The organism is Micromonospora sp. A200, from assembly GCF_029893845.1.
Taxonomy (GTDB): domain Bacteria; phylum Actinomycetota; class Actinomycetes; order Mycobacteriales; family Micromonosporaceae; genus Micromonospora; species Micromonospora purpureochromogenes.
Map to the genome: position 1 here is coordinate 75,929 of NZ_JARXXY010000010.1, position 26,862 is coordinate 102,790.

24 protein-coding genes and 2 tRNA genes are annotated in these 26,862 nt (G+C 69.8%); 9 read left to right on the top strand and 17 right to left on the bottom strand.

Annotated features, from left to right (window positions below; translation table 11 throughout):
• From M2302_RS12145 to M2302_RS12155, 3 genes are all read right to left on the bottom strand, one after another.
• The gene (locus M2302_RS12145; RefSeq protein ID WP_280838022.1) at positions 1–183 is read right to left on the bottom strand and encodes a hypothetical protein; all 183 of its coding nucleotides are present in this window, start codon (positions 181–183) and stop codon (positions 1–3) included.
• Between the two features lie 85 nt (positions 184–268).
• Positions 269–646, bottom strand: coding sequence for a hypothetical protein (locus M2302_RS12150; RefSeq protein WP_280838117.1), 378 nt, complete (start codon positions 644–646; stop codon positions 269–271).
• Between the two features lie 56 nt (positions 647–702).
• Positions 703–852, bottom strand: coding sequence for a hypothetical protein (locus M2302_RS12155; protein WP_280838023.1), 150 nt, complete (start codon positions 850–852; stop codon positions 703–705).
• Between the two features lie 385 nt (positions 853–1,237).
• Here M2302_RS12155 and M2302_RS12160 point away from each other — a divergent pair, with 385 nt between their 5' ends.
• Positions 1,238–3,925 carry a ricin-type beta-trefoil lectin domain protein gene (locus M2302_RS12160; RefSeq protein WP_348529418.1) on the top strand — a complete coding sequence of 896 codons (2,688 nt, stop codon included), beginning with the start codon at positions 1,238–1,240 and terminating at the stop codon, positions 3,923–3,925.
• 90 nt (positions 3,926–4,015) lie between these two features.
• Here M2302_RS12160 and M2302_RS12165 read toward each other — a convergent pair whose 3' ends face one another.
• A complete protein-coding gene (locus M2302_RS12165; protein WP_280838024.1) occupies positions 4,016–4,717 on the bottom strand; it encodes a hypothetical protein in 702 nt (233 codons plus the stop codon).
• Between the two features lie 15 nt (positions 4,718–4,732).
• Positions 4,733–5,383 carry a hypothetical protein gene (locus M2302_RS12170; protein ID WP_280838025.1) on the bottom strand — a complete coding sequence of 217 codons (651 nt, stop codon included), beginning with the start codon at positions 5,381–5,383 and terminating at the stop codon, positions 4,733–4,735.
• 317 nt (positions 5,384–5,700) lie between these two features.
• Here M2302_RS12170 and M2302_RS12175 point away from each other — a divergent pair, with 317 nt between their 5' ends.
• Positions 5,701–5,928, top strand: coding sequence for a hypothetical protein (locus M2302_RS12175; protein ID WP_280838026.1), 228 nt, complete (start codon positions 5,701–5,703; stop codon positions 5,926–5,928).
• Positions 5,929–6,079: 151 nt separating this feature from the next.
• On the opposite strand, the gene M2302_RS12180 is transcribed toward M2302_RS12175, so the two are convergent.
• Positions 6,080–6,340, bottom strand: coding sequence for a hypothetical protein (locus M2302_RS12180; protein ID WP_280838027.1), 261 nt, complete (start codon positions 6,338–6,340; stop codon positions 6,080–6,082).
• A 498-nt stretch (positions 6,341–6,838) separates the two neighbouring features.
• Here M2302_RS12180 and M2302_RS12185 point away from each other — a divergent pair, with 498 nt between their 5' ends.
• Positions 6,839–7,048 carry a hypothetical protein gene (locus tag M2302_RS12185; protein ID WP_280838028.1) on the top strand — a complete coding sequence of 70 codons (210 nt, stop codon included), beginning with the start codon at positions 6,839–6,841 and terminating at the stop codon, positions 7,046–7,048.
• Positions 7,049–7,167: 119 nt separating this feature from the next.
• On the opposite strand, the gene M2302_RS12190 is transcribed toward M2302_RS12185, so the two are convergent.
• Positions 7,168–7,887, bottom strand: a complete 720-nt coding sequence (locus M2302_RS12190) for a hypothetical protein (protein ID WP_280838029.1) — start codon at positions 7,885–7,887, stop codon at positions 7,168–7,170.
• Positions 7,888–8,077: 190 nt separating this feature from the next.
• Between M2302_RS12190 and M2302_RS12195 the strand changes: the two genes are divergently transcribed.
• Positions 8,078–8,653, top strand: coding sequence for a TetR/AcrR family transcriptional regulator (locus M2302_RS12195; RefSeq protein ID WP_280838030.1), 576 nt, complete (start codon positions 8,078–8,080; stop codon positions 8,651–8,653).
• 123 nt (positions 8,654–8,776) lie between these two features.
• A complete protein-coding gene (locus M2302_RS12200) occupies positions 8,777–9,469 on the top strand; it encodes an AAA family ATPase (RefSeq protein ID WP_280838031.1) in 693 nt (230 codons plus the stop codon).
• 234 nt (positions 9,470–9,703) lie between these two features.
• On the opposite strand, the gene M2302_RS12205 is transcribed toward M2302_RS12200, so the two are convergent.
• From M2302_RS12205 to M2302_RS12245, 9 genes are all read right to left on the bottom strand, one after another.
• Positions 9,704–10,402, bottom strand: coding sequence for a suppressor of fused domain protein (locus M2302_RS12205; protein ID WP_280838032.1), 699 nt, complete (start codon positions 10,400–10,402; stop codon positions 9,704–9,706).
• 334 nt (positions 10,403–10,736) lie between these two features.
• A complete protein-coding gene (locus M2302_RS12210; protein ID WP_280838033.1) occupies positions 10,737–11,720 on the bottom strand; it encodes a glycine betaine ABC transporter substrate-binding protein in 984 nt (327 codons plus the stop codon).
• Between the two features lie 61 nt (positions 11,721–11,781).
• Positions 11,782–12,564 carry an ABC transporter permease gene (locus M2302_RS12215; protein WP_210776324.1) on the bottom strand — a complete coding sequence of 261 codons (783 nt, stop codon included), beginning with the start codon at positions 12,562–12,564 and terminating at the stop codon, positions 11,782–11,784.
• Positions 12,561–13,802 carry a betaine/proline/choline family ABC transporter ATP-binding protein gene (locus tag M2302_RS12220; protein WP_308220894.1) on the bottom strand — a complete coding sequence of 414 codons (1,242 nt, stop codon included), beginning with the start codon at positions 13,800–13,802 and terminating at the stop codon, positions 12,561–12,563. The genes M2302_RS12215 and M2302_RS12220 overlap by 4 nt, the downstream gene beginning before the upstream one ends.
• Positions 13,799–14,560, bottom strand: coding sequence for an ABC transporter permease (locus tag M2302_RS12225; protein WP_280838034.1), 762 nt, complete (start codon positions 14,558–14,560; stop codon positions 13,799–13,801). Before M2302_RS12225 ends, M2302_RS12220 begins: the two co-directional genes overlap by 4 nt.
• Positions 14,561–14,986: 426 nt before the next feature.
• Positions 14,987–15,060: transfer RNA gene (locus M2302_RS12230), tRNA-Ile, on the bottom strand.
• A 129-nt stretch (positions 15,061–15,189) separates the two neighbouring features.
• Positions 15,190–16,431 carry an NAD(P)/FAD-dependent oxidoreductase gene (locus tag M2302_RS12235; protein WP_280838035.1) on the bottom strand — a complete coding sequence of 414 codons (1,242 nt, stop codon included), beginning with the start codon at positions 16,429–16,431 and terminating at the stop codon, positions 15,190–15,192.
• Complete coding sequence (locus tag M2302_RS12240) at positions 16,421–18,544, bottom strand: MMPL family transporter (RefSeq protein ID WP_280838036.1); 2,124 nt, start codon at positions 18,542–18,544, stop codon at positions 16,421–16,423. The genes M2302_RS12235 and M2302_RS12240 overlap by 11 nt, the downstream gene beginning before the upstream one ends.
• Positions 18,545–18,830: 286 nt before the next feature.
• A tRNA-Asn gene (locus tag M2302_RS12245) sits at positions 18,831–18,903 on the bottom strand.
• A 284-nt stretch (positions 18,904–19,187) separates the two neighbouring features.
• On the opposite strand from M2302_RS12245, the gene M2302_RS12250 reads away from it, so the two are divergent.
• From M2302_RS12250 to M2302_RS12265, 4 genes are all read left to right on the top strand, one after another.
• On the top strand, positions 19,188–19,580 hold the full coding sequence (locus M2302_RS12250; protein WP_280838037.1) for a hypothetical protein: 393 nt from the start codon (positions 19,188–19,190) through the stop codon (positions 19,578–19,580).
• A 284-nt stretch (positions 19,581–19,864) separates the two neighbouring features.
• Positions 19,865–23,185: a ThuA domain-containing protein gene (locus M2302_RS12255; protein ID WP_280838038.1), complete on the top strand. Its 3,321-nt coding sequence runs from the start codon at positions 19,865–19,867 to the stop codon at positions 23,183–23,185.
• An 85-nt stretch (positions 23,186–23,270) separates the two neighbouring features.
• Positions 23,271–24,344: a sugar phosphate isomerase/epimerase family protein gene (locus M2302_RS12260; RefSeq protein WP_280838039.1), complete on the top strand. Its 1,074-nt coding sequence runs from the start codon at positions 23,271–23,273 to the stop codon at positions 24,342–24,344.
• A 108-nt stretch (positions 24,345–24,452) separates the two neighbouring features.
• Positions 24,453–25,637, top strand: coding sequence for an ROK family transcriptional regulator (locus M2302_RS12265; RefSeq protein ID WP_280838040.1), 1,185 nt, complete (start codon positions 24,453–24,455; stop codon positions 25,635–25,637).
• A gap of 97 nt (positions 25,638–25,734) precedes the next feature.
• Here M2302_RS12265 and M2302_RS12270 read toward each other — a convergent pair whose 3' ends face one another.
• A complete protein-coding gene (locus M2302_RS12270) occupies positions 25,735–26,742 on the bottom strand; it encodes a sugar phosphate isomerase/epimerase family protein (protein ID WP_154942563.1) in 1,008 nt (335 codons plus the stop codon).
• Between the last annotated feature and the right edge of the window lie 120 nt (positions 26,743–26,862).

A 26,862-nucleotide genomic window follows, 5' to 3' on the forward strand; every position in this document is an offset into this window, starting at 1 on the left:
TCAACCAGGCGAGAGGCGACTGGCGATCATCGCGTGTTCCGAGTCGGGCGGCGGCATGACCGACAGGACCCCCTCGGGGCTCGTCTCGTAGCGATGACCGTTGGGGTCGGCGGCGTTCATCGCCGCGACGTCGTCGAGCGTGACGACAGCGGGCATGTGCATGCCGACGGCCTCAGCGCTCATGAGTCCCATCCTAGGCGACGAGCGACGCCGACCCGGTCAGCGCGACACTCAGCCACGACGGGCGGCGCCTGCGGGATTCCGTCCTTCAGCCCCGCCGGCGCCGCAGCAGGTGGGCGACCCCGCTCACCACCGTCGTCCCGAGCCCCGTGCCGACCAGCACCAGCGCGGCCCCCACCGCCCAGAGCCCGCTGTCGTCGGTCGAGGCCGCGTGCACCGTCCAGGCGGCGGTGAAGGCGACCGTCAGCGCCGGGGCGACCAGCCACGGCCGGAGCCGCCAGCCGGCGAGGGCGGCGACCAGGGCGAGGGTGAGCACGCAGCCGGCCACCTGCCACGGCTGGTAGGGCCCGCTGACGGCGCCCGTCTCGGGGTCGGTGGTGTAGCCGGTGTCCCACCCGAGCCAGGCCCACCAGGTGGCGACCGCTGCCGCGGCGAGGGCGAGAGCGGCGAGGAGGGCGCGCGTCATGCTGTTCACGCCCCGATCCTCGCGGTACGGACCGCGTCGCGCTTGAGCATTCGTACTCACGATCGGGGTGTCGGTGCGGTCCCCCGGACCGCCCAGGCGCGGGCGGTCAGTCGGATGGCGCCGTCCGGTCCGGTCGGTAAACGGGCGCGCAGCAGCTCCCGCAGCTCGGCCCGGTCCGGCTCGGCGAGCGATCTGCGGACGTCCACCGTGGACCTTCCGCGCAGAAGCGGAGGCATCCCGCGAACTTCCGCAGGGTGTTATCGAACTTTTGCATCTATGAACGAAAGGTATGGGCCTCAAGATAGAAGTTTGTTAATGTTGCCCATCACCGCAGCTCCGGACGCGCCATTCGTCGGCGTCGATGACTCGTCCGGGCTCGCCCGGCGGCTACCGCTCCCCCACCGCATCCCACGGCTCGCCGCCGGACCACCCCGACCTCCCAGGAGGAACAATGGGCACACGGCTGCCGCGCCGATTCCGCAGTCCTGTCCTGACCACCATCGCCGCACTCGTCATGGCCACCGGCGTCTGGGCCGTCCCCGCCCAGGCCGCCCCGCCCAGGAACCGGGCGTCACACTGCGCGTCTTCGACGTGCAGGTGCCGCTGAACGAGATCTGCACCCTCAAGCCGGGGCAGACGCCGAACGTCGACAAGCTGATGCCCACCATCAACTGGACGTCGACCAGCGACTTCGGCTTCGACCAGTACTTCGTCTCCCAGGTGCTCGGCAACGTGAACATCACCACGGCCGGCAGCTACACGTTCCGGCTGACCAGCGACGACGGCTCCCGGTTGTCGATCGACGACAAGGTCGTCATCAACCACGACGGGCTGCACGGACCGACGCCGGCCAAGGAGGGCATTGTCACCCTCACCGCCGGACTGCACCCGCTGCGCATCGACCACTTCGAGCGCGAGGGTGGGCAGCAGATCACCCTGGAGTGGAAGACCCCGGGCTCGTCGACCTTCGCCGTGGTGCCCAACTCGGCGCTGAGCACCGACGCCGGGGTGGTGCGGGTGACCGCCCCGGGCAAGAAGGAGTGCGAGGGCGTCACCGACTCCCCCGGCGACGGCCTGCCGCTGACCGGCGTGTATCTCGGCTACACCCTGACCAACCTGCGGCCCAGCGGCTTCCAGCCGAAGGTGACCGGGATGGACTGGCTGGCCGACGGCCGCCTGGTGATCTCCACCTGGGGCGGCAGCGACCAGTCCGGCACCTCTCAGAACGGTGAGGTGTACATCCTGGGCAACACCGGCGGGTCGACCGGCCCCGGCAGCGTAACCACCAAGAAGATCGCCGGCGGCCTCAAGGAGCCGATGGGGCTGAAGGTCGTCGACGGCGTGGTCTACGTGTCGGAGAAGCAACGGCTGACGAAACTGGTCGACACGAGCGGCGACGAAATCGCCGACCGCCTCGACACGGTCGCCACCTGGCCGTACGGCGGCAACTTCCACGAGTTCGCCTTCGGCCTGCTCTACGACGCCGGCTACTTCTACCTGAACCTGTCAGTGTCGATCAACTACGGCGGCGCGACGACCAACCCGCAGCCGGCCCCCAACCGCGGCACCACCATCAAGGTGAACAGGGACACCGGCGCCGTCTCCTACGTCGCCGGTGGCCTGCGCACGCCGCACGGCATCGGCTGGGGCCCGGAGGACGGCATCTTCGTCACCGACAACCAGGGCGGATGGCTGCCGTCGTCCAAACTGCTGCACGTCAAGCAGGGCCGGTTCTTCAACCACTACATGAACCCGGCCGGCCCGTTCGACACCAACCCGGTGACCCCGCCGGTGCTCTGGATGCCGCAGAACGAAATCGCCAACTCCCCGAGCACCCCGCTGTACCTGAAGTCCGGCCCCTTTTCCGGGCAGTTCGTCATCGGCGACGTCACCTACGGCGGCCTCCAGCGCGCGTACGTGGAGAAGGTCAACGGCGAGTACCAGGGCGCCCTGTTCCGGCTCACCCAGGGCCTGGAGGCGGGCGTCTCGGAGGTCAACCTCGGTCCGGACGGCGCGATCTACGTCGGTGGCCTGGGCGCCGGCGGCAACTGGGGTCAGAGCGGCAAGCTCGCGTACGGCCTGCAGAAGCTGACCCCGAACGGCACCACCGCGTTCGACATCCTCGCCATGCGGGCCACCACCGGCGGGTTCGAGTTGGAGTACACCCAGCCGCTCTCCGTCGACACGGCGGCGAACCTGGCCGGGCACTACAAGGTCAAGCAGTGGCGCTACCAGCCGACGGCCAGCTACGGCGGCCCGAAGATCGACGAGGAGATGCTCACCGTCACCTCGGCCACCCTGTCGACGGACCGCAAGAAGGTCAGCCTGGCCGTCGCCGGGCGCAAGGCCGGGCACGTGGTCCACGTCCGCTCGCCCCGCCCGTTCACCTCCGAGAGCGGCCAGTCACTGTGGAGCACCGAGGTTTGGTACACCCTCAACGCCATCCCCGGCAGCACCCCGCCGCCGACCGGCGGGAGCAACCTGGCCCTGAACACACCGGCCACCGCCGACAGTTCCTGCACCACCACGGAGGGCCCCGACAAGGCGGTCAACGGCTCCGTCGCCGGCGGCAACACCGACAAGTGGTGCTCGAAGGGCACCACGAAGTATCTCCAGGTAGACCTCGGGGCCAGCACGAACGTGAACCGGTTCGTGGTCAAGCACGCCGGCGCCGGCGGCGACAACACCGCCTGGAACACGAAGGACTTCACCATCGCCACCAGCACCGACGGATCGAACTGGACCACCCGGACCACGGTGACCGGCAACACCGCCAGCACCACCACGCACGACCTCGCCGCGGTGACCGCCCGCTACGTACGCCTGAACATCACCGCACCGACCAGCACCACCGACCCGGCGGCCCGCGTCTACGAGTTCGAGGTCTACGGCCCGAGCGGATCCGGCACCATCACCGGCATCGCCGGCAAGTGCCTTGACGTCAGCAACGCGGGCACCGCCGACGGCACGAAGATCCAGCTCTGGACCTGCAACGGCACCACCGCCCAGAAGTGGAGCCCGGTCGGTGACACCTACCGGGCGCTGGGCAAGTGCCTGGACGTCGACAACGGCGGCACCGCCAACGGCACCAAGGTGCAGCTCTGGACCTGCAACGGCACCGCCGCGCAGGTCTGGCAACCGCAGAGCAACGGATCGCTGCTCAACCCGCAGTCCGGCAAGGTCCTGGAGACGGCCGGCGCCGGCACCGCCGACGGCACCCAGGCCCAGATCGGGACGTACGCCGGGGGCGCCCACCAGCACTGGGTGGTCAACGGCTGAGCGGTGACGGCGGGCCACCGGCGAGGGTTCCTTCGCCGGTGGCCCGCCGGCTTCCATGCGCCGGGTCAGCGCTCGACGCCCGCGTCGTACTCAGACCCACTGGGCCAGGTCGTGCACCGCCTCGCAGTAGTCGTCCTCGTCGTCGACCTGCGGTTGGCGGAACAGGTCCTTCTCACGGATGAGCGGCGTCAACTCCTGGGGAAGGCTGGTGTAACCGGACACCGGCCGTCCAGCGGTGTCGCGCAGTGGGATGTCCAGCCCGTAGACGGCTCCGGTCCCGGTCACCCGGACGTAGCAGCGGCAGGAGCCATCGCCGGTCAGCATGAACCCGGCGAACGTGTAGACGTCTTCGAACCAGGGGAAGCCGCCACCGTGCACCAACAGGCTGAAGAGGGCGAACAGGTTGAGGTCCGTCACCGACTCACCGCGTGGGGCATCGAAGCCGACGGACCCGGCATCGACGACGGCATTACGGTGGCTGTCGTACTGGGGCCGATGTCCGACGGCCCGGACCAAATCTTCCACATCGACGGTACGGATGAAGTCGACCACCGCCTCGGCGGCCAGCGGCTCCTCGCCCTCGATGAGAGGGAATTCGATCGCCACACCGTCAGCGGTCGAGGGATCGACAGTTAGGGCCACCCGGACACGTTCGTCACCGACCCGGACCAGACCACGCAATCGAGGACGGTTGCGCGGCAACGGACCCGGCGGTGCGACCACCAGGGGAATCAGGTTCCGGGCCAGATAGCTGAAAGCCATGTCCGCCGCGTCCGTCGCCACCGTCGTCATCGCCTCCGGCCCTCGTCAGATCTTGTTCACCCAAGCGGGGCACTTGTTGTAGCCCTGACAGTACGCGGTGATGACACCGACGTTTTTGCCATCAGGCGTGCGGTACTTTCCGTCGTCGGTCCGCGTGGCCGCTTGGACGATCACCCGAACCTGGAGCCGGACCGACCCATTGGACATGTCCGTCGCCCACGAGATGTATTCGAGACGAGCACCGCTGGCCTTGTCCGGCTTGTGTGTCTGGAATGCCGCCTTGATCGGCTTGCTTGAGGTCAGGTTGTGGCGCTGGGCGTAGTGACTGTAGCCGAGCTTGCTGTCGCCGAGCCGAATCGGAGTCGTGGTCCCACGCAGATCCTTGTAGTCCCAGATGATGGTCCACCACTTAGCGTCCTGGCCACCGCCCGGATCCAAGGCTGGAGCCGAAGCCCTGTCTTCGCTGGTGACTGCTGTCGAATCAACGACACCCGCAGGGACGGCAGCATCAGCCGCGTCCGACGGCATCGACGCCGACACCTCGCCAGCGGCCGATGCACCCCAGCGCGCCTCGTACTGCTCCGGCGTCAAGAACGCCAGCTGTGCATCGGTGGGCGGCGCCGGCTCATCGGCCGGAGCGGCAACTGCAACTGCTGGCGTAAGCGAAAGAACGGCCGCGGTGATGACAGTTGTCACCACTGAACGTTCCCGGCCCACAGACCTCCGGACAGCGATCGTAGACAATCAATTCTCCCCTCGCGGCGGATTCCAAGCGGACCATGAGCGTATCGGCGTAAGTCGAATCGATGCCGAGCGGAGGATCCTTTGTGGAGATTCTCACCTGTTCATCCACCGGCTACAAAGCCCGCGCCGCGACTCGGGAAGGACGCTGTCCACCATCGCTTGGAATATGGGTTCCTGCTCAAGAAGAAGCGGCAGCCTCGTCCTGCCTGCGCGTCACGGATTGCCGCTTTTGAAACGCGTGTCGGCAGCCAACCAGCACTGGATTGCCGATGCCGGGCACCGACCCGGCCACCGGCAGGGGCAAACTGCTGCCGGTGACCGCGCGCCTGCCTCGGTGGCACCCGCCACAGCTCCACAAGTCGGGAGGTGATGGCCGCGAACTGACCGTCGTCGAATTCGTAAATTTCGCAGGACGACACCACGGGCAGGCCACCGTCACGTTCGACCTACGCGGCGACGGCGTGAGCGCCGAGCAAGAGAAGAACCGGGTGAACTAGGTCCTCACGTCCCCGGTCGACCCGGTCTGCGTTGGGTCGATGCCAGCTGGGCGAACTACGGTCGGACCGAGCAGGCCGGTCCGGGTGCCGATGTGGTTTGTCCAGGTCAGCGTCATTCCGGCCGACCAGGGGCCGACGATCACCCTGAGGGTCAGTCCGCTTCAATGCCGCCGGCCCGCAGGATCTGCCGGACCCGTTCGCGGGAGTAGCCCGTCCTCTTCACCAGATCCACCTGCCGCGTGCCAGCCCGGTACTCCGCCACCATCGCGCGGTGCAGCTCGGCCCGGGCCTGTTCAACCCGGGCACGGGCGTCGGCCTTGATCTGCCGGGCGGCCTGTGCGGCGCGTTCCTCCGCCTGCGGTAGCGCCTCTTCGGCGACCCTCAGTGCGCGCATAGCCCGGTCGAGATCCACTTGGCCATCTTCGCTGGCATCGAGATAGGCCAAACGTATCGGGGTTACAGATTGGCCAACCGAAGGCGTTCACAGCAGAGGCCAACATGGGTACGGTTCGAAGTTGGCACTGTTGACCGACGCCCCCCGGCTCGCGCGCGCACGCTGACCGGGGGACTTGATCGCACATCGGAGGTGCGACCCATGGCGAATCTACCGTTCGTTATCGACGGTTGCGGGGAACCAGCGGCCGTCCGCATCGAGGTCTACAGCGGTTCATCGGACGGCGGGTCGTTGGACGCCGTCGCCTATGCCTGCCCTGACCATCCCGAGCCGGCGGCCGACGCCATAACGGCGGCCGGGTTCACGGCAGCGGCCGCGGCCTCGGTGCCCGGCGTCGAACGGAAATGCGGAGACGTCCACGTATTCGCCACCGGGACGCTGGCGGCCGACTGGCCGTTGCGCCCCCGCTGGTGCGACCGGGCCGGGTGCCACCAGCGCGGGGAACACCGGTCGCGGGTGACTGATGTCGACACCAACCGATCCGAGGCGTCGATCCTGACCGTGGGGTTGGTGCAGACGACCCACCCGGCGGCCGAACCGGTCGTGGCGTTGACGGCGACAGTGTCCACCACCGCTCACCGGGTGGTGTTGTCGATCGGGCACGCCCGGGTGCTGCGCTACCGGTTGAGCGCGTTGACCGACGCCATCAGGTACCGGCGGCGTTGATCTCCTAGCCGAACGCGACCCAGCGCTCGTCCTCGCACTGCCCTCCGACGGGCGCGTCGAGCCGGATGGTCCCCCTGACCGAGAACGCGCGGCAGGGGGACATCAGCGGCTATCCGGCGTCAGGCGAACACGACATCGTCGATGTCGATGGTGACGAGCTCGATGTCGCGCACCACGGTTCCGTCCTCAGACAGCGGGTAGACGCGCCGCCGGGTCGGGACCATAATGCCGCCGAACTCCTTGTGGTCCGAGCAGTAGTGCGCGGCCGGCCCCGCGTTGAGGACCTCGGCCGTGTAGTCGTGCCGGCGCAGCAGCCCGTCCTGGTCGAAGTAGAACGTCTGCTCCCGGGAGTGGGTGGCGATGCCCTCGGGGAAGACGACCTTGAGACGGTTCCAGGTCTCCCCCTCCTCGGTCACGGGAGACAGCTCCTGGGCCTGGAAGTCGGGCCTCGCGAAGGTGAACGGGGACGTCAGGTACGTCCACATGGCGTAGCCGGCGAAGTAGGCGACGTCCAGGTCGTCCCAGGGGGTTTCGAGGACGTGGCCGGCGAAGGAGGCACGGGGGTTGAGGCGCTCAGCCTTCACCTCGCCAGTGTCGCTCTCCACGGCCACTCGCTGGGCGGTGAACGAGGTGTGCAGGTCAGGCGCCTTGAACGGGAAGTGACTGGCGTGCTGTCGGCGCAGGTCGACCCGTACGGCGGCCTGGTCGAAAATTCCCTCCTGGCCCTTGATGGCCCACAGCGCTCCGCCGGAGCGGAAGTGGGCAGTGGCCGAGCTGAACTGCTGATAGCGGTCGAGGCCGCCGTGGGCCTCGATGACGGCGTTCGTAAGGTCGCTCACGATCAATTCTCCTCGGTGATGTAGATCCGTCGTCCCGGGGTAGACACCCGGTTGACCAGGCGCTGGTTACCCGGCCCGGGGTTGAATATGACCGGTCGTCTTAGAAGCGGCAACGAGCGCTGGATCACATGATCGCGGGCTTGACGCGGACAAGACGACCGGTCATATTTGCCCCGGGAGGTGGTCCGTCTTGGCCAGGAAGAGCACGCGCGAAGAGATCGTCACGGCCGCGCTCGACCGGTTCCACGCCCGCGGGTACAACGCCGCCGGCGTCAACGACATCACCCAGGCGGCCGGCGTACCGAAGGGGTCGTTCTACAACCACTTCGAGAGCAAGGAAGCCCTCGCCATCGTGGCGCTGGAGCGGTACGGCGCCGGACGCCGGCTCGAGGACCTCACCGACAGCTCGGTCCCGCCGGTGCAGCGGCTCCGGGCGCACTTCGAGTTCCTCCGCGACGAGGTCGTCCGATACGGGTACAACCGCGGCTGCCTGTACGGCAACTTCGGCACCGAGATCGTCGACCACCGGGACGCCATCCGGGACGCCGTACGGCACAGCCTCGACACGTGGGCCGGCCTCATCGCGACAACCCTTGTCGAGGCGCAGCGTGCCGGGACGATCCGCGCCGACGTCGACCCCGAGGTCACCGCCGGCTTCCTCGTCAACGCCTGGGAAGGCACGCTCATCCGGGCGCGTACCGACCGCTCCCCCGCCGCCTTCGACACTTTCTTCTCCGTATTCGACACCTTGCTTGCGCCGGTCTGAAGCGTGCCGCTGTGGCGGGCTGCTGAAGATTAGGCATGCGGCCGCGGCCGGCGTACCACGCCCCCGGTCACACTGCGCCGGTGCGGGAACGGTGCGGGTCTGCGGGTCTGCCAGGATCGGCGAATGCTGGTGACGGAACGGCCGGTGGTGATCGCTGTCTGCGGGTGTCCGGGGGCTGGGAAGACCACCATTGCCTCTGCAACGGCCGGCCGATTCGGTATCCCGTTCCTGACCCGCGATGAGATCAAGACAGGCCTTGGGCTGTCATCCGCCTCCGTCGCCGAGGACGGGCGGGTCCGGCTCGACCGGGACTTCCACGTTGCCGGTGGTCCCGTCAGCCGCCGGGCTGAGGCCGTGATGGTCGACGCAATCCGGCTGCTCGCGGCCTCAGGGGTGAGCTTCGTCGTGGAGTCCTCGGTGTTGTCCCGCGAGTTGCTGGGCGTGCTGCTCGCATGTGGCACCCGAGTGCTGGCTGTTCACGTCGTCGCCAAGGAGGCGGTCATCGGCCGGCGACTTGGCGCTCGGGCGGCCGATGGCGGGACCATTGACCATCAGCTCCTATCCCTGTTCCAGCGGGGTGAGATGAAACGGTCGATCTTCGAACCGCCGGAGGGCGTCGACGCCGTCGTTGAGATCGACACCTCAGACCATGAAGCTCCGGCCATCGAGACGATCGTGGCAGCAGTCGTCGCCCTGCTTGGCCCGTCGCGAACGGGAGACGGCTCGTTACCGAGCGAGCCAGCAACGAACCATCGACCAGAGCCCGCAGGTAACTGGCGTCCTGGCCAGTCGGTGGAATCGCTCCGTCGGAGTTGAGCGAACCATCATGGTACGCAGACAGTCGTCCAGCGGCGTCCGCCGCTCAGCCGATCTCTGACGAGGGCCGGGGTTCGGGGCGGAGCCCCGAGGTCTTCAAGGGCTTTGGTCGTCCCAAGCGTGGCCGGTCAGCCGGCCGATGCCGGCCGGAGGTCGTCAGCAGGCACCTCGGCCCGCGATCGCGGCAGCAGCCCGTACGGTGATCTTTAGACCGGTACGTGCAGGATCCAACCGTCAGGCGTACGAGGGCCGGCGCGGCTCCAGCAGTTCGGTGACGCGGCCACGGTCGAGCACTTCGATGAGTGCGTCTGTGCCGCGTTCGACCTTGACTGCTATCTCCTCCGGGTGCAGCGGAATCAGCGCGAGCAACGCGATCTGAATGCCACCGGGGCCCGCAATCGTGCGAGCCTCGGGCAGCACACGCAGCATCGGCGTGACAACGACTCCGGCGAACGGGGAGTCCGTAGCGTACGGCTGCGCGGGATCGCCGTTCGGCACGGAATGCCATTCGCCGATCCAGGTCCCATACTCGTGCGGCAGCCGGGCCACCTGCTTGAGGACTCGCACCGGCCAGCCGGCCGGGTCGTCATCCAGCCCGGTCAGCCGAGTCAGCGGCCAGTCGGCCGGCAGGCAGAGCATCAGTTCGGCGTACGGGCTGATGCCATGGCCCTCGGGGACCGTCATCGGCAGCTCACTCATCCCAGACGTGATCAGCGTCCGATAGGGGCGTTCCTCGGTCGGTGCCACGACATAGACGTGCACGCCGACCAGGTGCGACGCAACCTCGTGGTAGACGAACTCGACAGGCCCGAAGTGTTCCTCGATGTGCCGGTCGATGGCGTCGGCGAAGCCCTGCTGCTGCCCTTGCGCCGGTACGAACCCGTCATGCAACGGCTGATGACGGAGGACTCCTGACCCGCGCGGCTCGTTCATGACGACCCAGCCTAGGCCACGATCCATCGATCAGGTCGACGTGGCGGATCCGAACTTCGTCGGTAAACCCGATGCCCGTGCGGCGGCTCGCGCTGCTGCGGACTCAGTGCGGACCGACGGCGTTGGTCCGGATCTTGACGCGGGCTCGCCCAGGTCGCCGACAGCATGGCTGAGCTGGGTCTTTGCGTGGTGGGCCGGAGGTACCACCATGCGAACCACCCCGCCACGATCGCCGGAACTCCACTTCCGCTGGATCGGACCAGGTCAAGGCCGATGAGGTACGACCACGAGCGGCTCTCCGGGCCCGGGGAGCCGCTCGCGGTCGCACGGAAGATCAGGCGATGAAGCCCTCTTCCTTCAACCAGTCTGCGGCGACCTGCGCCACCGGCTCGCCCTTGACGTCGACGCGCTCGTTGAGCTTGCGGATGGTGTCGTCGTCGAGCTTGGCCGTGATCGGTTCAAGGATCTTGGTCAGGCTCGGGTACTTGGCGGCCGTCGCGCCGTTGACCGTCAGCGCCGGGTTGTAGATCGGGAAGAAGCTCTTGTCGTCCTCCAGCACCACCAGGTCGAGGTTGCTGATCCGGCCGTCGGTGGTGAACACCTCACCGAAGTTGCAGGACTCGCCCTTCTTCGTCTCGGTGTAGACGACTCCGGTGTCGACGGTCCTGATGTTGGACTTCGGCAGGTTCATGTCGTACATCTTCGTCAGGCCGGGCCACCCGTCGTTCCGTCCGGCGAACTCGCTCTCCAGGCAGAAAGTCGCGTCGGCCGGCTTGCTCTTGGCGAACGCCGCGAGGTCGGACAGGGTCCGCAGGTTCCACTCCTTGGCCTTCTCCGCACGCACCGCCAACGCGTAGGTGTTGTTGGCCGGCGCGATGCCACCCCAGACGACCTGGTTCTTCTCCTTGTCCTCCTTGACCACCGCGTCGTACTGCTGACGGGAGTCCGGGATCGGATCGGTGTGGTTCAGGTAGGTGATCCAGGCGGTGCCGGTGTACTCCCAGTACACATCGACCTCGCCGGCGAGCAGTCCCTTGCGGACGTTGACCGACCCCTTGATGTTGGTCTTGTCGGTCACGTTCGCGCCCGCCGCCTTCAGCGCCAGCATGGTGATGTGACCGAAAACGATGTTCTCGGTGAAGTCCTTGGAGCCGACCACGAGCGTCTGGCCGGCGAGCGCGTCGTCCTTCTTGATCGACCCCGCTCCGACCGCCACCTCCCCGCCGGAGTCCTGCGTGGTGACCGAGCAACCGGTCAGTGCCAGCGCGACGAGTGCGGTGCCGGCGGCCAGCCGGCAAAGGGGTGTTTGGGTACGCATTGACGGCCTCCACGACGCACGGGGCGTCGGTTGGGGAAAGGGGATGTGGATGATCTGCGGATCAGTCGAGCCCGGGCGGCCGGAGCAGATCGGCGATCACACCGCCGAGCCAGTCCAGCGTCAGGGCGAGAGCGGCGGTGAGTACCGCACCGGTGATCAGGACGGGATCACGCTGAAGCTTGATCCCGGTCACGATCAATCCGCCGAGTCCGCCCGCGTCGATGAAGGTGGCGAGCGTGGCGACCCCGACCGCGAGCACGAGCGCGGTGCGTACGCCGGCGAAAATCACCGGTACCGCCAGCGGCAACTCGACCCGGAGCAGCACCGCGAGCGGGGACATGCCGATGCCCCGACCCGCCTCGATCAGATGCCGGTCGACCTGGTTGATCCCGGCGATCGTGTTACGCAGCACGGGCAACACGGCATAGGCCACCAGCCCGATCAACGCGGTGCCGGCGCCGATGCCCAGCCAGATACTGAGCAGCACCAGCAGCCCGATGGCCGGCGTCGCCTGGCCGATGTTGGCCAGAGCGGTGACGAACGGTGCCAGCCAGCGCAGCGCCGGGCGGGTGAGCAGGACGCCGGCGCTGACCGCGATCACCACCACCAGCAGGGCGGTCATCGCGGAGATCGAGACGTGCTGGCCGGTCACCCGGAACAGGTGCCCGGCGTTGAGCGAGCGTCGCTCGATGTCGTCGAGGGCAAGCGAGCCCACCCAGAGGTACGTGGCGAGCAGCGCCGCCGCGAGCACCAGCGGCATGGTCGCATGCCGGCGCAGCAGAGGCCGCCACCGCGATGGCGGGGCGTCCGCGAGCTGACCGGAGCCGACGGTACCCACACTCATGGCGTCTGCCGATCCGCCGCCGACCGGGCGCCACGGCGCTGCCCGGGCACCGCATCGGCTCTCGGCCCGTCCGCTGTCTCCGGCGCCTCCGACACCGGCTGATCGCGGCGCCGCTCGGTCTCGCGCATCTCACCGATCGCCCGCATCAGCCGGTCGATGGTCACGGTGCCGCGGTACCGGCCGGCGTCGTCGACCACCACTGCAGCACCACTGCTGCTGCTGAGCATCGCGTCGAGCGCGTCGTGCAGCGTGGCACGGGGTTCCACCACGGTGGCCGGTCCGCCGATCCCGCGCAGGTTGTCCTGATGCGGATCCAGGTCCCGAGCGGTGATCCAATGCACGGGACGTCGCTCGCTGTCGACGCTCAGTACGGCCCACTCACCGGTCTCGTCCAACCGGCGCAGCGCCGATGTCGGCGAGTCATCCAGCCGGACCAACTCTGCCTCGTCCCAGTCGACCGCGTCGACCCGCCGCAGGTTGAGCTGCTTGAGTGAGGCGCCGGCACCGATGAACTGGGCCACCGTCTTGTCCACGGGATTGCTCAGCAGCCGCTCGGGGGTGTCGAACTGGCGGATGCTCGACCGGTCGCCGAGCACCGCGATGCGGCTGCCCATCTTGATCGCCTCGTCGAAGTCGTGGGTGACGAAGACGATGGTCTTCTGCAGCTTCTCCTGCAGCCGGAGGAACTCGTTCTGCAGCCGGTCCCGGGTCAACGGATCGGTGGCGCCGAACGGCTCGTCCATCAGCATCACCGGCGGATCGGCAGCCAGCGCCCGGACAACCCCGACGCGCTGTTGCTGGCCGCCCGAAAGCTGGCGGGGCAGGCGGTGCCGGTACTGGCCGGGCTCCAGCCCGACCAGGTGCAGCAGCTCGTCCACCCGGGCGTCGATTCGCTTGCGGTCCCAACCGAGCATCTTCGGCACCAACCCGACGTTGGTCGCCACGCTCATGTGCGGGAAGAGCCCGACCTGCTGGATGACGTACCCGATGCGCCGGCGCAGCTCGGTCGGGTTGAGCGAGGTGACGTCGGATCCGTCCACCATGATCCGCCCGGAGCTGGGTTCAATCAATCGATTGATCATCTTCATGGTGGTGGTCTTGCCGCAGCCGGAAGGGCCGACCAGCACGACGATCTCGCCGCGCCGGATGGTCATCGAGACGTCCTCGACCGCAGGGGTCTTCTGTCCCCGGTAGAGCTTGCTGACCTGTTGCAGTTCGATCATCACGTCAGCGGTCATCGTTGGCCTCCCTGAGGGGTGGACGGGGCCGCGAGGGACGGCGTGCCGGCGAGCGCCGTGGCGGAGTCCGGTTGCCCGGCGGTTAACGGCGCGGTTGACCGCGAGCGGGCCCGCCGGTTGCCCCGGTTGCCCCGGGTCAGCACACCGAGCAGGCCCAGGCAGAGGTCCACGACGAGGGCGAGGACGACCACGCCGAGCGTGCCGATCAAGGCCTGGTTCAGCGAATTGACGCCGCCGAGGTTGGCCAGGCCGGAGAAGATCTGGTTGCCCAGGCCCGGCCCGCCGACGTACGCGGCGATCGCCGCGATGCCCATCGTCATCTGGGTGGAGACCCGGATACCGGTCAGGATGACCGGCCAGGCCAGCGGTATCTCGACCGTGCACAGCGACCGTACCCAGCTCATCCCGATGCCGCGGGCGGCCTCGGTCAGCGCGGGGTCGATCTCGGTCAGTCCCACCACCGTGTTACGGATGATCGGCAACAGGGCATAAAGGGTCAGCGCGACCAACGCGGGGAGGTACCCCAGGCCCAGCGGCGTGATCAGCAGGCCGAGCAACGCGAAGGAGGGAATGGTCAGCACAGTTGCGGCGACCGCGACGGCGATCCCCCGGGCGCGGCGGTGGCGGTAGGTGAGGACGGCGATGGACATGCCGATGAGCGTCGCCAGCGCTATCGCCATCAGCACGATCGTGGCGTGCTCGATGGTCTGGGCGACCAGCAGGTCACGGCGGCTTTCCAGATATTCGAAAAAGGTCATCTGACACGTCCTCTCGGCGGCTGGCAGGCCCCCGGCCAGAGATGGCCGCGACGGTGCTGGACCTGCCATGGCCGGTTGGCCATCACATTTCGGGCGTAGGCGTCCGGCAAAGGCCCTCCGTGTGGGACGTGGAGTGGGTTGGAGAAATCAGCGGGGAAGTTCTGACGGGCACGCCGAGCGACACAGGGTTGGGCGCACCACCAGCTCGTCCGTCTCCTCCTTCCGTACAGAAACTTCTGTACAGGCGATCATGCGGGGTGCCACGGTACGCCATGGACTCCTCGTCAGTTCGGCCGGCCCGGGACCAGAGCCTGAAATGGGTCCGATGCTGCGAAAGCGTGACATCGATGTGGGCGGCGCCAGGTGACTGCCATCAGCTCGGCGACCCGGGGCGCGGCTCCATGGCGTTTGCATGAGGGATCGAAGTGGGGCGGGCGGGACTCGAACCCGCGACCGAGGGATTATGAGTCCCCTGCTCTAACCGGCTGAGCTACCGCCCCGATACCGCGCCGGATCGTAACCCGCTCGACGGATCACCGGCCACCACCGAACCGGCACAACCGACACCCGCGCCAGCACGATGGGCTACGTGAGGATAACAGTCAGCAGCCGCCGGAGAAGGCCTGGAATCACCCCGCCGCGCGCAGCTCCGCCAGCACCGCCCCGGCCGTCCGCCAGCCGCTGGCCAGCGCCCCCTGGATCGACGGGCTGTCCCGGTGGTCGCCGGCCACGAACAGCCCGTCGCCGAGCGCCACCGGCTTGCGCAGTCGCCCCTGCGGCGGCGGCGCGGCGGGCAGCGCGTCGGAGACCTCGACGGTCGTCAGGTGGGTCCAGTCCGCCGTGGAGCGTCCGTAGAGCCGGTCCAGCTCGCGCCGGATCGCCGGCTCGGGCGGGGCGCTCGGGCCGACCACCGAGGTGGCCACCAGGTGCCACCCGGCCGGCGCGTACGTCGGGGCGGCGTTGCTGACCACGACGGTGTTGGCGACCAGCTCCCGCCGGTCCCCGTCGATGAGCAGGATCGGCTCGTCGAGCGGCGCCTGCGGCGTGCTGTGGTAGTAGGTCGTGTAGCTGTGCATGCGTACCCGGGCCAGGGTGGGCAGCAGCATTCCCGCCGCGGGCGGGTCGACGGCGACCACGACGGCGCGGCAGCCGATGTCGCCGGCCTGGGTGCGGACCCGCCCGGGCGCCACCTCGGCGACCGGGGTGTCCAGCTCGATCAGGTCGGCGGGCAGCGGTTCGGCGACGGCCCGGGGTAGCGCGGCCATCCCCCGGGCGGGCAGGCCGATCCGGCCGCGCGCGAAGGAGCGCAGGATCATCGCCAGCACGTGGCTGGAGGTCTCCAGCTCCCGGTCGATGAGGACACCGGACAGGAACGGCCGCAGCAGCTCCTCGATGATCGCGTCGGAGAGCCCGGCCCGGCGCAGCGCCGCCTCGGTGGTGGTCTCCGGTGCGGTGAGCAGCCGGCTCTTCGGCAGGGTGGCGCAGCCGGTGGCGAGCGCGGCGAAGCGGATCCGGTCGAGTAGCGAGCCGATGCCGGCCAGGGCCGTGCCGGGCGCGCCGCCGGGCTCGCGCAGCGGGTTGACCAGCCGGTCGAGCCGGTCGCCGCGGCGCACCAGCACCCCGGAGGTGAACCAACCCAGCTCCAGGCTGTCGACGTCGAGCAGGGTGCCCAGCCTCGGGTAGGCGGTGTTCAACACCTGGAAGCCGCGGTCGAGCAGGTAGCCGTCGGCCACGTCGGTGGCGACCCGGCCGCCGAGCCGGCCACCGGCCTCCAGCAGCCGCCAAGGCACGCCGGCGCGGTGCAGCCGGCGGGCGGCGGCCAGCCCGGCGAGGCCGCCGCCGACGATGACGACATCCGTCTCAGCCAGCATGCCTGGCCTCCGTCCCGGTCCGGGCCGTCCGGGCCAGCCGGCTCGGCCACCAGATTTTCGGCCCGATGTCGTACGACAGCGCGGGCACCAGCAGCGAGCGGACCACGATGGTGTCCAGCAGTACGCCCACCGCCACCGCCACGCCGAGCTCCACCAGCACCACCAGCGGGAGGACGGCCAGCGCGGAGAAGGTCGCGGCGAGCACGATGCCGGCGGAGGTGATCACCCCGCCGGTCACGGCGAGGCCGGCCAGCACCCCGCCCCGGGTGCCCCGCTTGAGCGACTCCTCGCGGACCCGGCTCATCAGGAAGATGTTGTAGTCGATGCCGAGGGCGACCAGGAAGACGAACGCGAAGAGCGGGAAGGACGCGTCGACCCCGGGGAAGTCGAGGACGTACCGGAAGATCAGCGCGCAGAGGCCGAGGGTGGCCAGGAACGACAGCACCACGGTGGCGATCAGCAGCACCGGGGCGAGCAGGGCGCGCAGCAGCAGGGCCAGGATCACCGCGATGACGACCAGCACCACCGGGATGATCACGTTGCGGTCGCGGGTGGAGGCGGCGGAGGTGTCCACGTTGATCGCGGTGAAGCCGCCGACCACGGCGTCGGCGCCGGCGACCCGGTGTACGGCGGCGCGCAGGTCACGGATGGCCCGTTCCGCGCCGTCGCTGTCCGGCGGGTCGGAGAGGGTCGCCTCCAGCTGCACCTTGCCGTCGACCACCTTGGGCGGCGCGTTCTCCTCGGGCGGGCCGGCCCGCTCACCGGTCACCGGCCGTACGGCGGCGACGCCCCGCACGCCCTGCGCCACCCGGGCGACCTCCTGGGCGGCCTCCTGGTTGGTGAAGATGGTCGCCGGGCTGCCGGTGCCGGCCGGGTAGTGCCGGGCGATGACCTCCTGGCCGGCGACCGAGTCGGTCCGGTTGGTGAACAGGTCGGACTGGCCCAGGGTGGTGACGCCGAGCTGGGCCAGGCCGAGGGTGAGCAGGGCCAGCGCCGCGGCGGTCACCAACCAGACCGGGCGGGCGCGCCGGGCGACGAAGCCGGCGACCCGGCTCCAGATGCCGTGCTCGGCCCGCAGGTCGGCCTGGTCGGCGCGGGGCCGGCGGGGCCAGAACGCCCGCCGGCCGCCCAGCACCAGCAGCGCCGGCAGGAAGGTGAGCATCACGACCAGCGTGGCGGCGATGCCGACGGCGGCGACCGGGCCGAGCGCCCGGTTGGAGTTGAGGCTGGACAGCAGCAGGCAGAGCAGGCTGACGATCACGGTGGCCCCGGAGGCGATGATCGCCGGGGCGGCGCCCCGCCAGGCGGTCTTCATCGCGTCCCAGGGCCGCTCGTGCCGGTGCAGTTCCTCGCGGTAGCGGGCGATCAGCAGCAGCGCGTAGTCGGTGCCGGCGCCGAAGACCAGCACGGTCAGGATGCCCTGCGCCTGCCCGTTCAGTTTGATCACGTCGTTCTTCGCCAGGTGGTAGACGAACACCGACGCCAGCGCGTACGACATCCCCGCCGCGAGCAGCGGAAAGAGCCAGAGCACCGGGCTGCGGTAGACGATCAGCAGGATGGCCAGCACCACGACCAGGGTGACCAGCAGCAGCGGCCCGTCGATGGCGCCGAACACCTCGATCAGGTCGGCCAGCAGCCCGGCCGGTCCGGCGACGTCGACGGTCAGCCCGTCCCGGTCGCCGCCGGCGATCCCGCGCAGCTCCTCGACCACCCGGCCGATCGCCTCGCCCTCCGACTCGTCGATCGGTACGACGACCTGGAGCGCCTGACCGTCCTGACTGGGGATCGGCGGCGGCAGCGGCCCGAGCACGCCCGAGACCTGGGCGAACCGCGCGGTGTCGGCGGCCGCCCGTTGCCTGTCGGCGTCGGTGATGCCGGAGCCGCGCTCGTAGACCACCAGCGCCGGGGTGCTCTCCCGCTCCACGAAGCCGCCGGCGAGGTTCTGCGCCCGGGTCGCTTCGGCGTCGGCGGGCAGGAACGAGGCGTTGTCGTTGGTGGCGACCTCGCCCAGCTTCCCGGAGTACGGCCCGGCGATCCCGCCGACCACCAGCCAGCCGAGCACCACCAGCACCGCGATCAGCGTCGCCGCGCCAGGTCCCCGTCTTCCGGCCATCTCCACCCGTCCCTGAATCGACGCACCAATCGACGCAGCGGGAGTCTAAGTCGACATCGCCCATCCTGCCGCTCAAGCACGCCCCAGCGGGCCGAAACCGGACGCGGGGCCCACACCCGCTCCACGGTCCGTGCCCATCGGTGATCAAGAAATTTGCGTCTGCGGACGGGCCGTCGGTGACGCAAACTTCTTGATCACCGGGGAGGTCGCGGCCGGGCGGGCGGGGCAAGCGGTGGGAACGAGAAACGCCCGTCGGCGGGGCCGACGGGCGCGGGTGGAGCGTGAGCTCCCCCGTTTGGACTCGAACCAAAAACCTGCCGGTTAACAGCCGGCTGCTCTGCCAATTGAGCTACGGGGGACTGCTTGTCACCGCGCTCCGGATCTCCCCGGCGCTCGGCGACGGCACAAGAGTACAGGATTCCCGGGGGGTCTGGTCCAGGGGGTTACCTCCACCAGCCCTCGCCTAGGAGGGCCGCGACACGGCAGGAATAAAACCGGACAAATCGTCATCACGGCACAACCAGGCATGAGCGCGGAGCAGGATGGGTAGTTAGCTGCCGACAGAGGACTAGGGCGCGACATGGTCGGTCCCCCCGGATCTCCGGGCGGGAACGGCGGAGCGTCAGGTACGAAAGGAGCCGCCATGCGCGGAAAGATCATGTTCCTTGGCGGGCTGGCTGCGGGCTTCGTCCTGGGCGCCCGTGCCGGCCGGGAGAAGTACGAGGAGCTGGTCGTCCGGGGCCGTAAGGTGCTCGACCACCCGACCGTCCAGGAGGCGGCGGGTGTCGCACAGGCCCAGGCGACCCGGCTCTACAGCGAGGGCAAGGACAAGCTCGGCCAGTCCAAGCTCGGCGAGAAGCTGGGCACCGGCAACGGCAACAAGCAGGAGCTGACCGCGGCGGACGACGCGTTCGCGGGCACGCCTGCCACCATCGGCGCGAAGTCGGGCAGCTCGTCGAGCTCCCCCAGCTCGTCGTCGTCCACCACCGCGCGGCCCAAGCCGTCGGGCACGGGCACCAACGCCAGCACCCTCTAACCGCACCTTCCACGCGGGCCGGTCGTCGTCGACGACCGGCCCGCTGGCGTGTGGGCCCGGAAACACGGCAGGTCAGACCCGTCCCCACCCCCGCCGATGCCACTTTCGCCGATTTGAAGCAAAAGTTCGCACCAAACATCGAAAACTTCTGCCGTCAACCTCTTCTCTTTGGTCCCGCGCGCAAATATCGTCCTGCGTAGAACCTGGCCAGGCTCTTGGTACTCGTAGCGACCCTCCTCAGCGACGGCGCTGAGGCGGACCCGCCCCGACCAGAGCGAGGTTCGATGCGCAGACCCACCGGCCGAAGGGCCACCGCCTACCTCAGCCTTCTCACCCTCGTCGGCGCGACACTCGTCGCGACCGCACCACCGCAGCCGACGCCGGCGCTCGCCGCCCCGGTGCCCGCCAGCAACGGCATGGACTACAAGGTCCTCGTGTTCACCCGGTCCGCCGGAGGCAGCCACGCCGCCACCGCCGCCGGAGTGGACGCGATTCGGCAGCTCGGCAACGACCGGCGGTTCACCGTCGAGGTGACCGACGACGCCCGCAAGTTCGACGAGCCGCATCTCAAGCAGTTCCGCGCCGTGGTGTTCCTGAACACCTCCGGCGACGTCCTCACCGACGGCCAGCAGGCCGCGTTCGAGCAGTACTACCGCGACGGCGGCGGCTTCGTCGGCGTCCACTCGGCCATCGAGGCCGAACCCGGCTGGTCCTTCCTGGACAAGGTCCTGGGCACCCGGGCGACCGGCGCCGCCACGTCGGCGAGCCCGGCCACCGTCACCGTCGCCGACCGGGTGCACCCCGCCTCCGAACGGCTGCCGGAACGGTGGACGCACACCGACCGCTGGTACAACTTCGCCGACAACGTCCGGGGCGTGTCGCACGTGCTGGCCACCGTGGACGAGAAGACGTACGCCGGCGGGTCGATGGGCTTCGACCACCCGGTCACCTGGTGCAAGGACTACCAGGGCGGCCGCTCCTTCTACACCGGACTCGGCGCGACGCCGGAGAGCTACGGCAGCACCGACCTGCGCGCCCACCTCGGCGGGGCGATCCAGTGGGCGGCCGGCGTGACCGACGGCGACTGCGGCGCGACCGTGCTGGCCAACTACCAGATGACGGTGGTCGGGGCCCAGCCGAACGTCAGCGAGCCGATCGGCTTCGACACGCTCCCCGACGGGCGGGTGATCCAGACCGACCGCCGCGGCGGCGTACGCCTGCACGACCCGGAGAGCAACGAGACCACCGTGCTGGCCCAGATCCCGGTCTACACCCACAGCGAGGACGGGATGTACGGCCCGGCGATCGACCGGGACTTCGCCACCAACAAGTGGGTCTACCTGTACTACGCGCCCCCGCTGGACACCCCCGCCGGCGGCGCGCCGACCACCAGCACCGATCCGGCCACCTGGGACCGGTGGAAGGGATACTTCCAGCTCTCCCGCTACAAGTTCGTCGACGGTGAGACCCCCTCGCTCGACCTGAGCACCGAGCAGAAGATCCTCCAGGTGCCGGTGGACCGGGGTGCCTGCTGCCACGTGGCCGGCGACATCGCGTTCGACTCGAAGAACAACCTCTGGCTGGTCACCGGGGACGACACCCCGGCCGGTGGCGGCGGGTCCGGCGGCTTCTCGCCACACAACGACTCGGTCAGCGCCACCGGGGTCTACCAGGCGCCCTTCGTGGACGCCCGGCGCAGCTCGACCAACACCAACGACCTGCGCGGCAAGGTGCTGCGCATCGCGGTGGGGGCGGACGGCTCGTACACCGTGCCGGCGGGCAACCTCTTCCCGGCCGGCACGGAGAAGACCCGGCCGGAGATCTACGCGATGGGCCTGCGTAACCCGTTCCGGATCACCCTGGACAAGAACGACGTCGCGTACGTCACCGACTACTCCCCCGACTCCTCGACGGCCGCGGTCGGCCGGGGACCGGCGGGCACCGGCCGGATGATGGTGATCGACAAGCCGGCGAACTACGGCTGGCCGATGTGCGTGCAGCCGAACCTGCCGTACATCGAGATGAACTGGACCACCAGCCCGATCTCGCCGGTCGCGCCGTTCGACTGCGCGGCGCCGAAGAACACCTCGCGGCACAACACCGGCCTGACCGACCTGCCGGCGGTCGAGAAGTCCGAGCTCTGGTACTCGTTCCAGGCGCCGACCCCGTGCCCGGAGTCGTACCTGTCGACGCCGACGCAGACCTGCCCGGTGCTCTTCCCGGAACTCGGCACCGGCGGCGTCGGGCCGCACGGCGCCGCCCGCTACGACTTCGACCCGGAGCTGAGGTCGGAGACGAAGTTCCCCGAGTACTACGACGGCGCGGTCTTCTTCGGCGAGTTCACCCGGGACACCCTCAAGGAGGTCCGGCTCGACGCCAAGGGCGACATCCTGAAGATCAACAATGTGCTGAACTGCGGCCAGGCGCCCACCACCGCGGCCAAGCCGTTCCTCTGCGACAACCCGATGGACATGAAGTGGGGCGCCGACGGCAACTTCTACCTGCTGACGTACGGCGACGGGTTCTTCAACGTCAACCCGGACGCGGCGATGCTGAAGTTCAGCTACGTCAAGGGGCTGCGGGCACCGAACGCGGTGCTCACCGCGACACCCACCAACGGCATCGCGCCGCTGACCGTCGCCTTCTCCAGCGAGGGCTCCAAGGACCCCGACCCGGCGGACTCGATCTCGTTCGCCTGGGACTTCGACGGCAACGGCACCACCGACTCGGTCGACCCGAACCCGTCGCACACCTACACCGCCAACGGGGTGTACACCGCCCGGCTGACGGTGACCGACTCCAGCGGCAAGAGCGCGTCGGCGAACACCACCATCACCGTCGGCAACACCGCGCCGACCGTCACGGTCAACACCCCGCTCGAAGGCGGCTTCTTCAGCTGGGGCGACGACATTCCCTGGTCGGTGACCGTCACCGACCCCGAGGACGGGCCGGTCGACTGCGCCAAGGTCGAGGTGACCTTCGTCCTCGGCCACGACCAGCACGGCCACGGCGAGGCCAACCAGTTCGGCTGCTCCGGGGTGCTGCCCACCGACCCGGACGACGCGTCCCACGGCGGCTACATCTACGGCGTGGTCAGCGCGTCGTACACCGACGGCGGCGCCAACGGCCAACCGGCGCTGACCACCGTCGACCAGCAGATCATCCAGGCGAAGCGGCAGGAGGTCGAGTTCGCCGCGAACGAGTCCGGCACCACCGTGGGGACCAGCGCCGACACGGGCGGCGGGCAGCAGCGCGGCAGCCTCGACCCGGGCGACTGGATCGCGGTCAACAACACCGTCAACCTGCAGAACATGCAGTCGGTGACGCTGCGCACCTCCGGCGGCAGCGCGGCCACGGCCGGGCAGCCCCGGTTCGGCGTCGAGTTCCGGCTCGACTCCCCCACCGGGCCCCTGCTGACCACCGCCACGGTCAACGCGACCACCGGCAACAACGCCTTCACCAGCACAGGCGTGCCGATCACCGACCCGGGCGGCACGCACCGGCTCTACCTCGTGTTCCGCACCGTTCCCGGCGGCCCGACCGGCGGTTTCGGCAACCTCAACTGGGTCGAGTTCACCGGCCAGGGCATCGGCGTCGCTCCGTAGCGCCGCCGTGGTCGCGGGCCGCCGCCCGGCGGTCCGCGGCCCTGGGCACCATCACCCGTCATCGCACCGAGAGAGGCAGCAGCAGATGAACGACAGACAGCACGGAATGAGCCGTCGCCGGATCCTCGGCGCCTTCGCCGGCGTCGCCGGCGCGGCCGCCGTCGGGGCCGCCGGCTGGGCGCCCGCCGCCGGAGCCGACGGCAACGGGCTGCTCGTGCCGACCGGCAAGCGCGGCATCATCCTCTACAGCGTCCGGGACCGGATCGGCGCCGCACCGGACGCCACCGGCGTGCCGTACGGCTTCGAGCGGGTGCTCGCCCGACTCGCCGAGATCGGCTACAAGGAGGTCGAGTTCGCCGGCTACAACCAGCACACCTCGATCCTGGGCCGGCAGATCACCGCCGCCGAGATCCGCAAGATCCTCGACGACAACGGGCTGCGCGCCAACGGCTCGCACGCCTCCATCCCGAGCACCATCAACCCGACCACCCTCGCCGCGTTCGAGCAGCAGCTCGACATCGCCGAGACGCTGGGGATGACCCACATCGGCACCGGCAACGACCCGACCGGCAGCAACTACAAGGCCGACTGGGACGCGGCGGCGGACCGGTGGAACACCCTCGGCCAGTTGGCCGCCGCCCGTGGGCTCAAGCTCTACACGCACAACCACGACGCGGCGTACAACTTCCTGCTCGACAGCGGGCCGCTGGACGCGCTGGGCCGACCCACCCGGTCCTCCGGCGTCCGGAAGCTGGAGTACTTCATCGGGCTCACCGACCCGGAGTACGTCTGGTTCGAGATGGACATCTACTGGGCGCACGTGGCCCAGCACCGGTTCCGCAGCTACACCGACCCGGACGGGGTGACGCAGACCGACGTCTTCGACCCGCTGGCCACGGTGGCGGCCCAGCCGATCCGGTTCCCGCTGTTCCACGCCAAGGACGGCGCGTTCAACCCGAACACCACCAGCGGATACGAGATGGTGCCGCTCGGCCAGGGCGACATCGACTACGGCACCTTCTTCGCCAACATGGGCGCCAAGGGCTACCACAACCCGATGTGGGAGCAGGACAACGCGCCGGGCGGCAGCGCCGACCCGGGCCGCTCGCTGCGCTACGCCGAGGTGAGCTACCAGCACATGTCGGGTCTGCGGGGCTGACGGACCCGAGGTGTCGATCGAGTGGCCGCACCCGGGCGTACCGGGTGCGGCCACTCGCGCCATCAGACGTAACACCGCCGTGGAAGACTCCGGCCGGAGGTGGTGGCGATGGTTCCCGTCCGACCGGAGAACGCGTACCAGGCACGACTGCTGCGGATGCTGCGCGACGACGGCCCGCGGTCGCGGGTGGAGCTGGGCGACGCGGTGGGCCTGTCCCGGTCGAGGCTGATCGCCGAGGTGGACCGCCTCGTAGAGCTGGGCCTGGTCGAGACCGCCGGGCCGGCGGCCTCCCGCGGCGGCCGGCGGTCGTCGCTGCTCCGCGTCGCCGGCACGGTCCGCTTCGCCGGCGTCGTGATCGGCACGGACCGGCTCACCGTCGCCGTCACCGACGGCGAGCTGAACGTGCTGGCCGAGCTCCGCGAGCCGGCAGACGTCCGGTCCGGTCCGGTGCCGGTGGTCGCCCGGGCCGCGGAACTCGTCGGCAAGCTCCGGGCCGACCTTGGCCTGGCCCAGCTCACCGGCGTCGGCGTCGGCCTGCCGGGGCCGGTCGCCTTCCGGGAGGGCACCCCGATCGCGTCCGGCGCCCTGCCCGGCTGGCACAGGTTTCCGGTGCGGGACACCTTCGGCGCCGAGCTGGGCTGCCCGACGCTGGTCGACAACGACGCCAACGTGATGGCGCTCGGCGAGCAGCACGCCGGGATCGGCCGTACCTTCGACGACTTCCTGTACGTCAAGCTCGGCACCGCGATCGGCTGCGGCCTGGTGCTGCGGGGCGCTCCGCACCGGGGCGCGACGAGCGGTGCCGGCGACATCGCCCACCTGCGGCTCGCCGACGACGGCCCGGGCTGCGCCTGTGGCGAGGCGGGGTGCCTGGAGGCGTACTGCGGCGAGGCCGGGCTGGTCGCCGCGGCGCTGGACGCGGCGCGGTCGGGCCGCTCCCCCGCCCTGGCCGACCGGCTGGCCACCACCGGCACCCTGACCATGGCGGACGTCGCCGGGGCGGCGGCCGGAGGCGACCCGGCGGTGCAGGCCGTCGTGCGCGACGCCGCCCGCCGGCTGGGCCAGGTGCTGGTCGGGCTGGTGAGCTTCGTCAACCCCGGCATCGTGATCATCGGCGGTGCCCCGGACGGCCTCGGGCACACCCTGCTGGCCGAGATCCGGGCCGTGGTCTACCGCCGGTCGGCGCCGCTGACCACCGGCACGATGCCGATCGTCCTGTCCGACCTCGGCGAGCGGGCCGGCGTGGTGGGCGCGGCCCGGTTGATCAGCGAGCGGGCCTTCGCCGCCGAGTGACCGGCCCCCCACGAAGCCGGCCCGGCGGCCCGACCGCCCCCAGGTGCCCTCCCGCCGCACGGGAGGTCCGGTAGGGGTCGGTCGGGGCCGGTGCGCGTCAGTCCTTGCTGCTGAACGCGGCGTCGAACGCCGCCGCGGGGGCGTCGAAGGCGAGCCGGCGGACGAACTGCAACGCCTCCGGCGCGCCGACCAGCCGGTCCATTCCGGCGTCCTCCCACTCGATGGAGATCGGCCCGTCGTAGCCGATCGCGTTGAGCGCCCGGAAGCAGTCCTCCCACGGCACGTCGCCGTGGCCGGTGGAGACGAAGTCCCAGCCCCGGCGCAGGTCGGCCCAGGGCAGGTGGGACGAGAGCCGGCCGCGCCGCCCGTCGCCGGTGCGCACCTTCGCGTCCTTGCAGTCCACGTGGTAGATCCGGTCGGCGAACTCGAGGATGAAGTTCACCGGGTCCAGCTCCTGCCAGACGAAGTGCGACGGATCCCAGTTGAGCCCGAACGCCGGCCGGTGGCCGATCGCCGCGAGCGCCCGCCGCGTCGTCCAGTAGTCGTAGGCGATCTCGCTGGGGTGCACCTCGTGGGCGAAGCGGACCCCGACGGAGTCGAAGACGTCGAGGATCGGGTTCCACCGGTCGGCGAAGTCCCGGTAGCCGCGCTCGATCATCTCCGGCGGCACCGGCGGGAACATCGCCAGGGTGTGCCAGATGGACGAGCCGGTGAACCCGACCACCGTCTTCACCCCGAGCTTCGCCGCCGCGCGGGCGGTGTCCTTCATCTCCTCGGCGGCGCGCCGGCGTACCCCCTCGGGTTCGCCGTCGCCCCAGATCCGGGCTGGCAGGATGCCCTGGTGCCGCTCGTCGATCGGGTGGTCGCAGACCGCCTGGCCGACCAGGTGGTTGGAGATGGCGTGGACGCTGAGGTGGTGCTTGGCGAGGGTCTCCCGCTTGCGCTCGACGTACGAGTCGTCGGCGAGGGCCTTGTCGACCTCGAAGTGGTCGCCCCAGCAGGCGATCTCCAGCCCGTCGTAGCCCCACTCGGAGGCGAGCCGGCAGACCTCGTCGAACGGAAGATCGGCCCACTGGCCGGTGAAGAGCGTGATCGGTCGCGCCATCGTCGTTGTCTCCCCTGTCGTGATGGGGATTCCTCAGCGTGGGCGGGGCGAGGGGCCACCAGTGCGGAGGCGTCACGGGTCGCCGGTGGGTGCGGCACGCACCTGGGCCCGACGGGTTGC

Excerpts from the sequence above, each read along its gene's own strand:
- M2302_RS12150 (WP_280838117.1), bottom strand. The coding sequence starts at position 646 with ATGACGCGCGCCCTCCTCGCCGCTCTCGCCCTCGCCGCGGCAGCGGTC.
- M2302_RS12235 (WP_280838035.1), bottom strand. The coding sequence starts at position 16,431 with ATGCTGGCTGAGACGGATGTCGTCATCGTCGGCGGCGGCCTCGCCGGG.
- M2302_RS12175 (WP_280838026.1), top strand. The coding sequence starts at position 5,701 with ATGCCGGGCACCGACCCGGCCACCGGCAGGGGCAAACTGCTGCCGGTG.
- M2302_RS12255 (WP_280838038.1), top strand. The coding sequence starts at position 19,865 with ATGCGCAGACCCACCGGCCGAAGGGCCACCGCCTACCTCAGCCTTCTC.
- M2302_RS12210 (WP_280838033.1), bottom strand. The coding sequence starts at position 11,720 with ATGCGTACCCAAACACCCCTTTGCCGGCTGGCCGCCGGCACCGCACTC.
- M2302_RS12220 (WP_308220894.1), bottom strand. The coding sequence starts at position 13,802 with ATGACCGCTGACGTGATGATCGAACTGCAACAGGTCAGCAAGCTCTAC.
- M2302_RS12265 (WP_280838040.1), top strand. The coding sequence starts at position 24,453 with ATGGTTCCCGTCCGACCGGAGAACGCGTACCAGGCACGACTGCTGCGG.
- M2302_RS12240 (WP_280838036.1), bottom strand. The coding sequence starts at position 18,544 with ATGGCCGGAAGACGGGGACCTGGCGCGGCGACGCTGATCGCGGTGCTG.
- M2302_RS12250 (WP_280838037.1), top strand. The coding sequence starts at position 19,188 with ATGCGCGGAAAGATCATGTTCCTTGGCGGGCTGGCTGCGGGCTTCGTC.
- M2302_RS12200 (WP_280838031.1), top strand. The coding sequence starts at position 8,777 with ATGCTGGTGACGGAACGGCCGGTGGTGATCGCTGTCTGCGGGTGTCCG.
- M2302_RS12215 (WP_210776324.1), bottom strand. The coding sequence starts at position 12,564 with ATGAGTGTGGGTACCGTCGGCTCCGGTCAGCTCGCGGACGCCCCGCCA.
- M2302_RS12260 (WP_280838039.1), top strand. The coding sequence starts at position 23,271 with ATGAACGACAGACAGCACGGAATGAGCCGTCGCCGGATCCTCGGCGCC.
- M2302_RS12205 (WP_280838032.1), bottom strand. The coding sequence starts at position 10,402 with ATGAACGAGCCGCGCGGGTCAGGAGTCCTCCGTCATCAGCCGTTGCAT.
- M2302_RS12165 (WP_280838024.1), bottom strand. The coding sequence starts at position 4,717 with ATGACGACGGTGGCGACGGACGCGGCGGACATGGCTTTCAGCTATCTG.
- M2302_RS12270 (WP_154942563.1), bottom strand. The coding sequence starts at position 26,742 with ATGGCGCGACCGATCACGCTCTTCACCGGCCAGTGGGCCGATCTTCCG.
- M2302_RS12145 (WP_280838022.1), bottom strand. The coding sequence starts at position 183 with ATGAGCGCTGAGGCCGTCGGCATGCACATGCCCGCTGTCGTCACGCTC.
- M2302_RS12225 (WP_280838034.1), bottom strand. The coding sequence starts at position 14,560 with ATGACCTTTTTCGAATATCTGGAAAGCCGCCGTGACCTGCTGGTCGCC.